Origin of the sequence: Flavobacterium nitrogenifigens (assembly GCF_003254565.1) — a bacterium.
Classification (GTDB): domain Bacteria; phylum Bacteroidota; class Bacteroidia; order Flavobacteriales; family Flavobacteriaceae; genus Flavobacterium; species Flavobacterium nitrogenifigens.
In genome coordinates this window covers 102,564-113,637 of record NZ_QJRI01000166.1, presented here as the reverse complement: position 1 = coordinate 113,637, position 11,074 = coordinate 102,564, and the positions used below count along the sequence as shown (strand labels likewise).

General features: G+C 35.0%; 10 protein-coding genes. 3 read left to right on the top strand and 7 right to left on the bottom strand.

Going from position 1 to position 11,074, the window contains the following annotated elements:
- The 3 genes from DM397_RS05780 to DM397_RS05770 all read left to right on the top strand — a co-directional run.
- Positions 1-1,847, top strand: a 1,847-nt coding sequence (locus tag DM397_RS05780) for an MBG domain-containing protein (RefSeq protein WP_162615466.1), incomplete at its 5' end; no start/stop codon positions are given.
- A 29-nt stretch (positions 1,848-1,876) separates the two neighbouring features.
- On the top strand, positions 1,877-3,199 hold the full coding sequence (locus DM397_RS05775; protein WP_162615465.1) for an OmpA family protein: 1,323 nt from the start codon (positions 1,877-1,879) through the stop codon (positions 3,197-3,199).
- Between the two features lie 252 nt (positions 3,200-3,451).
- A complete protein-coding gene (locus tag DM397_RS05770) occupies positions 3,452-4,048 on the top strand; it encodes a Crp/Fnr family transcriptional regulator (protein WP_111376617.1) in 597 nt (198 codons plus the stop codon).
- Positions 4,049-4,186: 138 nt separating this feature from the next.
- Here DM397_RS05770 and DM397_RS05765 read toward each other — a convergent pair whose 3' ends face one another.
- The 7 genes from DM397_RS05765 to DM397_RS05735 form a co-directional block, all read right to left on the bottom strand.
- A complete protein-coding gene (locus DM397_RS05765; protein ID WP_111376616.1) occupies positions 4,187-4,558 on the bottom strand; it encodes a group III truncated hemoglobin in 372 nt (123 codons plus the stop codon).
- Between the two features lie 30 nt (positions 4,559-4,588).
- Positions 4,589-5,356, bottom strand: a complete 768-nt coding sequence (locus tag DM397_RS05760) for an ABC transporter permease subunit (RefSeq protein WP_111376615.1) — start codon at positions 5,354-5,356, stop codon at positions 4,589-4,591.
- The gene (locus tag DM397_RS05755) at positions 5,340-6,062 is read right to left on the bottom strand and encodes an ABC transporter ATP-binding protein (protein ID WP_111376614.1); all 723 of its coding nucleotides are present in this window, start codon (positions 6,060-6,062) and stop codon (positions 5,340-5,342) included. The genes DM397_RS05760 and DM397_RS05755 overlap by 17 nt, the downstream gene beginning before the upstream one ends.
- The gene (locus DM397_RS05750; protein WP_111376613.1) at positions 6,059-7,291 is read right to left on the bottom strand and encodes a nitrous oxide reductase family maturation protein NosD; all 1,233 of its coding nucleotides are present in this window, start codon (positions 7,289-7,291) and stop codon (positions 6,059-6,061) included. The genes DM397_RS05755 and DM397_RS05750 overlap by 4 nt, the downstream gene beginning before the upstream one ends.
- Positions 7,292-7,479: 188 nt before the next feature.
- Positions 7,480-8,445, bottom strand: coding sequence for a nitrous oxide reductase accessory protein NosL (locus tag DM397_RS05745; protein ID WP_111376612.1), 966 nt, complete (start codon positions 8,443-8,445; stop codon positions 7,480-7,482).
- Between the two features lie 90 nt (positions 8,446-8,535).
- Entirely contained in the window at positions 8,536-10,509 is a 1,974-nt protein-coding gene (gene nosZ, locus DM397_RS05740) for a Sec-dependent nitrous-oxide reductase (RefSeq protein ID WP_111376611.1), read from the bottom strand.
- 32 nt (positions 10,510-10,541) lie between these two features.
- Positions 10,542-11,018 (bottom strand): c-type cytochrome, encoded by a 477-nt coding sequence (locus DM397_RS05735; protein ID WP_111376610.1) that lies wholly within the window; start codon positions 11,016-11,018, stop codon positions 10,542-10,544.
- Between the last annotated feature and the right edge of the window lie 56 nt (positions 11,019-11,074).

The window sequence follows — 11,074 nt, the reverse complement described above, 5'->3', positions numbered from 1 at the left end:
CTGGAGGAAATGCAGCAACAGCTACAGGATTAAGTCCAAACACTTACACGGTAACTGTAACCGATGAAAATGGCTGCTTTATAACAGAGTCTGTGCAAATTACAGAACCTACAGCACTTTCTGCAACTGATTCGCATACCAATGTTTCTTGCAACGGAGGCAATAACGGTACTGCAACTGTAATTGCAACTGGAGGAACTGGAGCATATACTTACTCTTGGTCTCCGTCTGGCGGAAATGCAGCAACAGCAACTGGCCTTACTGCAGGAATATATACTGTAACGGTTACAGATGAAAACTTGTGTTCTACTTCAAATACCATAACTGTTACAGAACCTGATGTTTTAACTTTAACTGCAACTCCTACAGCTGTATCTTGCTATAATGGAAATAACGGATCTGCCACAGTAAGCGCAACAGGTGGTACAGGAACTTACTCTTACTCTTGGGCTCCATCTGGTGGAAATGCTGCAACTGCAACGGGTCTAACAGCTGGAACTTACACTGTAACTGTTACAGATAGTAATTCTTGTACAGCTTCTGTAACTGTTGAAGTAATTCAGCCTACTAATCCAGTTAACTTAAATACTGCCACTATATCAGGAATAACCACAACTGGCGCATCTTTATCAGGTACAGCATCTTCTGACGGAATAAATACCGATAGCGGATCTTGCTTAACAGAAGTTGGTTTTGTATATGCACAACATGCTAACCCTACAACAGCCGATACTAAAATCAATGTTACTGCTGCATTAGGAACATTTACAAATTCTTTATCTGGTCTTAGAGGAAATAGAACTTACTACGTTAGAACTTATGCTGTAAATAGCAATGGTTTTATTAATTATGGAAACGAAGTAAGTTTTACAACTCAAAAATATACTCTTACTGTAACTGCAGCAACAGGACATACAAAAGTATATGGCACGACAGATCCTGTATTCAATTACACGGCTCTAGGTTTTGCTAATGGAGATACAAACTCAATACTTACTGGTCTGCTTACAAGAGATGCCGGAGAAAATGTTGGAAAATACAACATTAAACTAGGAACAATTAATGCAGGTGCAGATTACATAATCAACTTTACTGGTGCAGAATTTGAAATTACTAAAGCTAACCAAACCATTACTTGGAATCAGACTTTAGAATTTGGCTGCGCAGATTCAAACAATGTAGCTTTAACTGCAACAACAGACAGTGGGCTGCCAGTTTCATATACAATTGCAAATGCAGCATTGGGTACAATTTCTGGATCAACTTTAAATATTACAAGTTCAGGAAACTCAACCATTACTGCTACGCAAATTGGAGATCAGAATCATAACGCAGCGACAGCAATTGTCAAACCAATTGAAATAAGCCAATCTGGACTTGTTATTCAGCAATGGGCTAATGTTCTGTTCTTTGATAATAAATCGAACAATTTTGTGGCATGGCAATGGTATAAAAACGGAGCTGCTATTTCTGGAGCAACTAAGCAATATTATAGTGAAATTCAGCCTTTAAATGGTACTTATCATGTAATTGCAAAAGACAAAAATGGAAATTCAATTAAATCTTGTCCAATTGAAACTACTGGAACAGTTTTTAGTAAAAAAATCAAAATCTATCCAAACCCAGTTAAACCAGGAGGTGAATTTACTTTAGAATGTGATTTTAGTGATTCTCAACTAAGCGGATCTGAGGTGGTTATTTATGACATTACAGGAAAATTAGTGCAGACTATTTCAAATGTAAAAGCTAAAAATCAAATTATCGCTCCATCACAGACAGCCTTATACATTGTTGTTCTTAAACTGGCTGACGGTCAATTAAAAACAATCAACTTATTGGTTAAATAAAAATGAGATTTAATTTAAAATTACACGCAATGAAAATTAAAGCCACCATAGCTATACTAACACTGTTTAGCGTCACGATAAAAGCACAGGAAATTAATTTTAAAATTAACGGCGGTCCGTCTGGAATTCTATACGATAGCAATATCGGAGACGGTAAGTTAAAATTTGGCGGAGGAATAGGTGTAGGATACACCTATTTCTTCAGCGACCACTGGGGAATCTCAACTGGAGTTGATGTTACTTACAATCAAAATAGTTTTGAATTGGATAACGGAACCACAATCACAACTTACGAAGTCGATGACCAGACTTCTGCGTTTGAGTATCAGGTCACTCCTACTAACTACAAAGAAGAGCAGCATTTTATTGGTTTTGCTATTCCATTAATGATGCAATACAGAACTTCAATTGCCTCTCAAACGCAATTGTACTTTGGATTTGGAGGAAAAATTATGTTTCCTGGAAAACAAACTGTAAAAGCTTCAGCTTCAGAACTACAGTTAAGTGGTTATTATCCAGATATGAATCTTTTGGTTGATGATCTCCCATCTCACGGATTTGGAAAAGTAACCAACTGGCAGGATAAAACAACAGTAAGCTTAGATCCTGCTTTTATGTTAAGTTTTGAAACTGGACTTACATTCAAACTTGCAGAAAAAACAAAGCTTTACACAGGTTTGTACGTTGATTACGGTTTAACTGATTTGGCAAAAGAAACTGCAAATACCAATATCGTGGCTTACAACCCGAACGGACTTGACAATATTCAGGCAAACGGTACAATTGGAAACGGCAAAATAGTTCAGGAAAGCCGTTATTTATCTGCTGGAATTCAACTGAAATTAGGTTTTTCATTAGCTAAAGACAAGCCAGAACCTGTTCAGCAAACAGCAGAACCTGTACAACCGCAAGCAGAAACAGCTCCAGTTCAGAAAGAGGCTCCTGTACAGCAAAAAGTTGTAGAAACTCCTCCTGCTAAAAAAGAACTGACTACAGAGGAACGCAATTATATCGAAAAACAGCCTCTTGCATTTCAAGAAATTGGAAATACAAGCGTAACTCCAGAGCTTGCTTCAAGATTGGATGAAATTGCTAAAATTCTAAAATCGAATAAAGATACAGACTTGAATATCACAGGATATACTTGTGATATAGGAACGGAAAAGCGCAATCTTGAAATTGGAATGAAAAGAGCACAAGCCGTTTCAGATTATTTACAGAATAAAGGAATAGAATCTAGCCGTATGCATTTATTCTCAAAAGGAGAAAGCGAACCTTTAGTTCCAAATACTCCTGCAGAAAATAAACCACTAAACAGAAGAGTTACTCTTGTATTAGTTGACGGAAAATAGTTTTTTTAATCTACAATCGTAAAAAGCATGATAAAAGAGTTTACTTCTCTTTTTCATGCTTTTTCTTTTTTATTTCTTATCGTAAATCATATCATTCGTTTCTAAATTGCATTAGAGTATATTTTAATTAAAAAAACAATTCAAAAGCTAACAAATATCATGTTTTCTTTTTTGTCTAATACCTTTCTTTGCTCTAATTAAAACTATTCCAAACACTTAACCAATTCTTTACAACGTATTAATTGTTTTACCATGCATATTGATACTGACTTACTTTACACTTGGGGAGCTGTAGCTAAAAAGATTCCCAAAAACTCTATTATTTTCTTTGAAAATGACGCAGCTGTTTCTTATTATCAAATTTTAGAAGGAACAGTAAAAATGAGTTATACCAACGAAGATGGTAAAGATTTGACAGTAGGTATTTTTAATGAAGGAAATAGTTTTGGCGAACCACCACTTTTTATCGGACAACCCTACCCTGCTTCTGCAATTGCTCAAACAGATTGTATTATTTTAAAATTATCCAAAAACAGTTTTTTTTCTTTTCTTGAAGAAAATCCAGAAATGCAATTTAAAATACTCAAACTATTTGCATGGAAAATCTATAACAAAATTGTTTTTTCTAAAAACATAGTCAATCATAAGCCCGAATATCGTATTCAGTATTTTTTAGATAATCTAAAAAAACAAAATAACGTAGCCACATCAATAAAAATGAAAATTCCATATACGAGACAAGAAATTGCCGATTTTACAGGACTACGGGTAGAAACCGTAATACGCACATTATCAATTATGAGCAAAAACAAAAAAATTGAAATTATAGATCACAAATTGTTTTACTAATTTTATGTCTTATGATTTGAATCATACCAAAACAGCACGATTTTTTCTTCTTTTGTACAAGGTTAAAAGAAATTATTAATTCAGTTCTAATATCTTTAAAAACTAAAAACGGGAACTTTTTGAGTTCCCGTTTTTATATTAAGAAATGACTTTATTCATCATCCATTTAGAAATATTTTCTGCCCTTACTTTTATTTCATCGGCTTTTTCACCTTCAAACAAATCATCTACTGTTTTTTTCCAAAGTTTGGTCCAATGCTTAAAATGAGCTTCTGTAAGTGTACTTTTCTGATCCAACATTCGATGTTTCAACATAGGATTTCCGTCAAAATTTCCGGTATGAAAAATAATATTATCCCAAAAATCATACATAATCGGAAGGTGTTTCTGCCAATTGACCATAGCAACCTCAGTAAACAAATACCCTATCGTGGAGTCTGTTTTTACTTTTAAATAAAAAGCATCGACCAATACGGTTATATCATCTTTATTTCTAATATCTGTTTTCATATTTTTTGATTCTGAGTGAATAATAAAATATTAAAGATCCTTGCGGTCAAATTTTCTAATCGAAATTAAAAACGGAACCGCAATCCACAAAACAAGTAACACAAAAGAAACTAACAAACCAATAGCTGTTCCAAAAAAGTCTTTAAAAATAGCTCCTGTATATCCCATCATGGCAGACTGATCTAAATGCAACAATATCTGTATTCTGGCCAAATCAATCGGACTCGAAGCTGTAATACCAACCATGGCTTCTTCTATTGGATATTCTGCAAATTGAAACAAAAGAAACAACACCAATGCATCAAACAATATAGCAAAATACATCCAAAATAAAATGGCCAAACCTATTCCTTTTGCTTTATCTCGAGTTAGAATACAGCTCAAAAAAGCCAATGAAACAAAAACAATCGAAATTAAACTTCCCGACAAAAGCATCATTAATCCTGCCATGCCTGGAGCATTTAGCAAAAGCGGAATTCCTGCACCAAGAAAAAAAGCCAAAAACATTGCTATGGAAAGACCAGCAAACAAACTAATCCAGATTTTTTTTCTTTTAATGGGCTGGCTTAGCAAAAGCTCTATAAATTCTGAACTATTGTAAATATAAATAGTCGAAAAAAGAATAGATACCAACGGAACTGTAAATAAAATTACATTCAAAATCGTCAATAAACCTTTTGCCGTATTGTCTTCAAGCATAAAAGATCCCCATGAAAGCAACGCTAGAATTAGCGCATAACTCACAACAATCTTATTTTTAAGAATATCCAGTAAGACAATTTTAATTATTCTGTTCATGCTGTTTTTCTTTTAATATTGTGGCAATAGATTTTGAAATTTTAGTTTCTCCTGTTGATTCCAAAAGATCTTTAATCGTTTTATGAAAATGTACTTTTCCGTCCTGCATAAAAATGATTTGAGTAATCATTTCGTCTAGTTCACTAAGCAGATGCGAAGTAATCAAGATTAGTTTTCCTTTGTTTTTTTCCTTAATGATTTTCTCTTTCAGAATTTCAGCTGCCAACGGATCAAGTCCTGCAGTCGGTTCGTCTAGAATTAAAACATCAGGATTAAAAAGGAAAGCCAATGTTGCACTTACTTTCTGTGTTGTTCCTCCAGAAAGTGTCCTCATTTGTTTGTCACTCATTTTATCCAATTTGAAAGCTTTTATCAAATCTTCATCCAATTCTTTTTTCGAATTCCGAATCTGCTTGATCATTTCTATAATCTGAGAAATGGTCATATTATCTGGATAACGGCCAATTTGCGGCATATAACCAATAGTATTTCGATATTCAAATTTCTTTAAAACAGATTCATCATGCAGTAAAATATCACCGCTATCAGGCAATACCATTCCTAAAATCGATTTTATCAAAGTAGTTTTTCCGCAACCGTTTGGACCAATAAGTGCAATGCATTCTCCTGCTTTAAACTCAAGGTTTACATCTTGTAAAACCTGCAGTCTTCCAAATTTTTTATTTATATTTTTTAAAGTAATCATAATACAAGAGATTTCATTTCGGGAGATTCATCTACAAAATTGTCGGGTGTTATGCTCGGAAGGATTTTCTCTGATTTATCTAAAAGCGTAATCATAAAACTTCTGAACAATAGCATCGCCGACGGATTGTTTTCGGTAATAACAGCAAAAAGACTCAGCGGATGAAAAGGCACATCGCCAATTCCGTCCCGATTTAAATCGTAGCCTTCATATTTGTCCCAATAGTTATTATTGAAATGATTTAGAACCAGACTTCCGTTAGTACTGATATCGAAAGTATTGGAAAGAAAATTATTAGACGAAATCACATTCTCCATACAACTTGCCTGCACTTTCATTCCCCAGCCATTGTCTTTAAAAATGTTCCTTTCCAATTTTACACGGCTTGTTCCTTCCATGTAAATTCCAGAAGTATTGCGGATAAATTTATTCCCAACAATATAGCTATCCGAAATTTCTTTGAGCAGTAAACCATAAGCAGCGTCGCCCCAGTTCTCTTCAAAATAATTGTTGAACATTTTTACGTTTCGAGTAAACATAACGGCTACTCCTGCTCCATTATTCTTAAAAACATTACCGATATAGGCATCGTCATTAGAAAACATAAAATGAAGTCCATAACGGATATTGGCTTTAGATACATTTCGCCAAATGACAGAATTAGAAACAAACTCAAAATAAATTCCGTCCCGATGTCCCGAAATTCTATTTCCTACAATCTGCATACTATCGCTTTTCCAGCAATGAATACCATTCCCGATACGCTGTTCTTCTTTCTGATAGGCTTTTATTGTATTGTTTTTTACGATACAGTTTGATCCTTTCTGAACATAAATTCCAAAAAAGTTATTCTCCAAAAAATTGTCTTTTACGACCACTCCAATTCTATCGTATATTTTAATTCCACAGGGATCATTCAGAGAAGCATATCCCGAATTGATCACTTTAAATCCAGAAAAAATTACGCTGTCGGCTTTTATGGAAACTACTTCATATTTTTGCTGTCCATCCAGAACTGGCAAATCTTTTCCCTGTAGAATTATTCTTTTATCTATAATAATATTACCTTCTCGATAAACACCTTTATTGACAATAATAGTATCACCAGATTTGGCAAGTTCTATTGCCTTTTTAATTGTTTTAACTGACTTATCTGAACCTACTTCAATCTTTTGAGACCAGAGACAATTAAAAAACAATAGGAATGAAAGGCAAATATGAAATTTCATGATTTAAGATTTTAATTAAGACATCACTTTAGGAATCATTATTTTCAACACATAGAAACATAGTTGTTTGACACTTAAAAAAGGCGTTTCACTAATTTTAACGAACATAGTCCAACTATGTGGAGAAACTTGTTCCTTCTACTCTCTTTTTTAGGAATAAAAAACTATGTTTCTATGTGTTGATTTTTTTATTCATTCAAAATTGCTGTCCATTCAGTTTCAAGTCCTTTTGTTTGTGCCTCAAAAGCTTTTGCCTCACTTTTATTTGGAAAAGCTGCAATATTTCCGTTCATCGGACTTTTTATTGTTCCTCCTGAAACGAAAAAGGCATTTTCAACTGGAATCAATTCATTATTTTTAGTGTAGTCGTGTACATAATATTTCTTGATTTTAGTGTCATTGTGATCTTTGCAATAATGTGCCATGCAGGCAATATCATCAAATTTATATACTCGGCCTTTCTCCGTAATGATTTCAGCTCCATGTCTGCCATCGCTAATTCCCATCATACAAAAATCGCAATTGTCTACATTTAGTTTAATAGGAACAGCTTTGTCACTGGAACATGAAAAAAGAAAAGCAGGAACCAGCAGAATGCCCAAGAGCCGACCAGATGGTTTTGCAAATTTTTCTTTAGCAATAGCTGCAAAAAGTAAAACTCCAACTGCGATCAGCATCCAACCTCCAATATCAGGAATGGAATAGGCTCCAAAATTTAATAATTGTTTGTATCCAAGCATTGGTGGCTGATACGCCATTCCAGGAACTCTAATAGCAGCATTCGGATCTAGATTATGTCCATATTCGTAATTCCATCTGTAGAAATCGCAAGCAGATAATATTCCAAACAATACAAAAGAAAAAAAGAATACAAAGAGTCCTTTTCTATTTGATTTCCACGCACAAGCAATTGAAATAATACCTAATGTTGCAAGAATAAACGGTAAGACTTTAAACTCGATAAAATCATTGGTATGCAGTGTTTTCATTCCAATATAATGATTCAATCCGTTGATGATATCTACATCACCAGCAATCTTAGAGGCATGAAGTTTTAGAACCAAACCTTCGGGATATTGTGGCGCTGTAAGCTCAATTTTCCAGATTGGAAAAAAAACAGCACCAATCAATAAAAGTCCTGATAAAAAGAGCATTATTTTGGAAAAGGGGGATAGTTTTTTATTTCTCATAATAATTCAAAATAAAAGGGAACAAAGAATACTTTGTTCCCTTAAGGTTACTGGCTATTCTTTTGGTAAATTAGTACCTACGCTGTACGTAATCGGAACATTGCTTCCTGCTGGCGAAACTCGCACATATCCTTGCATTTCTTGGTGCAATGCGCTACAGAAATCTGTACAATAGAATGGGAAAATTCCTTTTTTCTCAGGAACCCATTTTAAGGTTAAGGTTTCTCCTGGCATAATTAGCAATTCGGCATTGTTTGCTCCTTTTATAGCAAATCCGTGAGGAACATCCCAGTCTTGTTCAAGGTTGGTAACATGGAAATACACTTCGTCTCCCACGCGAATTCCTTCGATATTATCTGGTGCAAAGTGCGAACGGATACAAGTCATATAAATATGTACTTTATTGCCTTCTCGAACCACTTTAGATTCTTTTTCCCCTTTAGTTGCAAAAGGATGTTTATTGGCCGCAATATCATAATATTTCAGCTGTCCATTATTTCTAACTTTTTCTGCTGGAATACCTTGCGCGTAGTGTGGTTCTCCAATAGTTGGAAAATCCAGAAGCAATTTCATTTTATCTCCGCTGATGTCAAACAACTGAGCACTTTGAGCTAATTCTGGACCAGTTGGCAAGTAACGGTCTTTGGTAATTTTGTTGTAAACCACCATGTATTTTCCAAATGGTTTTTCTGTATTTCCACCAGGAACCATTAAGTGTCCAGGAGAATAATAAGTTGCTTTTCTGTCTAAAACTTTTAAGTCCTTGATGTTCCATTTCACTACTTCAGACGAAACAAACATCGTGGTATAAGCATTTCCTTTTCCATCAAATTCTGTATGAAGAGGCCCTAAACCTGGTTTTTGAACTTCTCCATGAAGAGCCGCTTCATATTTCACCACTGGAATTCCAGCATAATTGCCGTCAAACTGTTTTTTAGCAATAGCATCTTTCAATTTTGTAAAACTGAATACAGGAATTAAAGCTGCCAATTTTCCACTACCTACAATATATTCTCCCGTTGGATCAATATCACAGCCATGAGGCGATTTCGGACATGGAATCATATAGCAGATATCTTTCAATTCAGAAGCATCAAGAGTAAGAACTTCGTTTTTAATTTCAGATTTAGCGCTTTGAGTTTTTTCATCCCAAGTATTATGGGCGTATTTTGCAGGGATTCGTTTTCCTTTTCCAGCTTTAATATATTCTTCTGCTTTTTTCCAGTTTACCGCCATGATAAAATCTTTATCATTTTTAGAAGCATTAACTTCCAACAAAGTATTGGCTTGTTCTGTATTATAGCATGAGAAGAAAAACCATCCGTGAGATTCTTTTTTACCAGGGTGGCTAAGGTCAAAATTCACTCCAGGAGCTACAATTTGAAAAGCAAGATCCAATTCTCCTTCTTTTCCAACTTTCACAAAACTTAAATATCCTTTAAAGTTTTTCTTGTATGTATTAATTGGAACATCTCCATTATCATTATCCGGAGGAACACTAAAACGGCTTGCTCCTACCACATATTCTGTATTTTGGGTAATGAATGGCGAAGAGTGATTTCCTCCACAATTTGGAAGCTCGATAATTTCTGCTGTTTTGAACGTTTTCAGGTCAATACGCGCAATACGTGGCGTATTATTCGCATTAGCAAAAATCCATCGTCCGTCTACTTCTCCATTGGTTTGTGATAAATCTAAGTGATGCTGGTCGTCCCAAGGCACATAACCGTGCGAAGTATTCAGCATTGGTTTTGTTTCTTCACTGTAACCATAACCGCTTTGCGGGTCTTCTGAAAATACTGGCATTACTCTTAACAGTCTTCCACTTGGAAGCCCATAAACACTGACCTGACCGCTAAAACCGCCCGATACAAAGTTGTAGAATTCATCATATTTTCCGGGTGCCACATACACTTTTTGGGCCGCATCGCCTTCAACAGCATCTGTAGAGTCTTTCGGTTTGCACGAAACAAACAAAGCACACCCTAACGTAACAACGAAAATCGATTTTAAAAATTTATTTTTCATAAGGCTATTATTTTGATTTTGATTCCTTTCAATTATTTCACCCCATCATTCTGGCGCATATACTCCAGAATAGATCTTGCTTCATCTTCCGTTAAACCTTGATTAGGCATACGAATCATGCAAAGCTCTAATTGCGCCTGCAATTCTGGATCTTTATCAATCATTGGGTCTGGATTGGTAATAAAATTCATGATCCATTGAGGGGTTCTTCTTTCTGTTACCCCTTTCCATCCTGGGCCAACTAATTTTTCATCTGTTGGCTTATGGCATGAGGTACATTTTACCTCGGCAGTTTTAAGCCCTTTTTCAGCTAATGCTTTGTCTAAAGAAGCTCCCAATTCAACGGTTTCATATTTCCCGATACCTCGTTTAGGATCATAAGATTCTGCATCAGCTGTTTTCTCAGCTGGGGCTGGAGTAGAAAAATCCTGATCAGTATTTGACTTTTCTTTCCCGCATGATGTGAGCAGGATAAAGCCAAACATTGTTAATAAGAATAGTTTGTTCATTACTTTGTTTTTTACGTGTTAAACTTTTGATCAAAATTCTAAAACTTGTTTTTCGT

Coding starts and splice junctions, on each gene's coding strand:
- DM397_RS05775 (WP_162615465.1), top strand. CDS start 1,877: ATGAAAATTAAAGCCACCATAGCTATACTAACACTGTTTAGCGTCACG.
- DM397_RS05770 (WP_111376617.1), top strand. CDS start 3,452: ATGCATATTGATACTGACTTACTTTACACTTGGGGAGCTGTAGCTAAA.
- DM397_RS05765 (WP_111376616.1), bottom strand. CDS start 4,558: ATGAAAACAGATATTAGAAATAAAGATGATATAACCGTATTGGTCGAT.
- DM397_RS05760 (WP_111376615.1), bottom strand. CDS start 5,356: ATGAACAGAATAATTAAAATTGTCTTACTGGATATTCTTAAAAATAAG.
- DM397_RS05755 (WP_111376614.1), bottom strand. CDS start 6,062: ATGATTACTTTAAAAAATATAAATAAAAAATTTGGAAGACTGCAGGTT.
- DM397_RS05750 (WP_111376613.1), bottom strand. CDS start 7,291: ATGAAATTTCATATTTGCCTTTCATTCCTATTGTTTTTTAATTGTCTC.
- DM397_RS05745 (WP_111376612.1), bottom strand. CDS start 8,445: ATGCTCTTTTTATCAGGACTTTTATTGATTGGTGCTGTTTTTTTTCCA.
- nosZ (WP_111376611.1), bottom strand. CDS start 10,509: ATGAAAAATAAATTTTTAAAATCGATTTTCGTTGTTACGTTAGGGTGT.
- DM397_RS05735 (WP_111376610.1), bottom strand. CDS start 11,018: ATGAACAAACTATTCTTATTAACAATGTTTGGCTTTATCCTGCTCACA.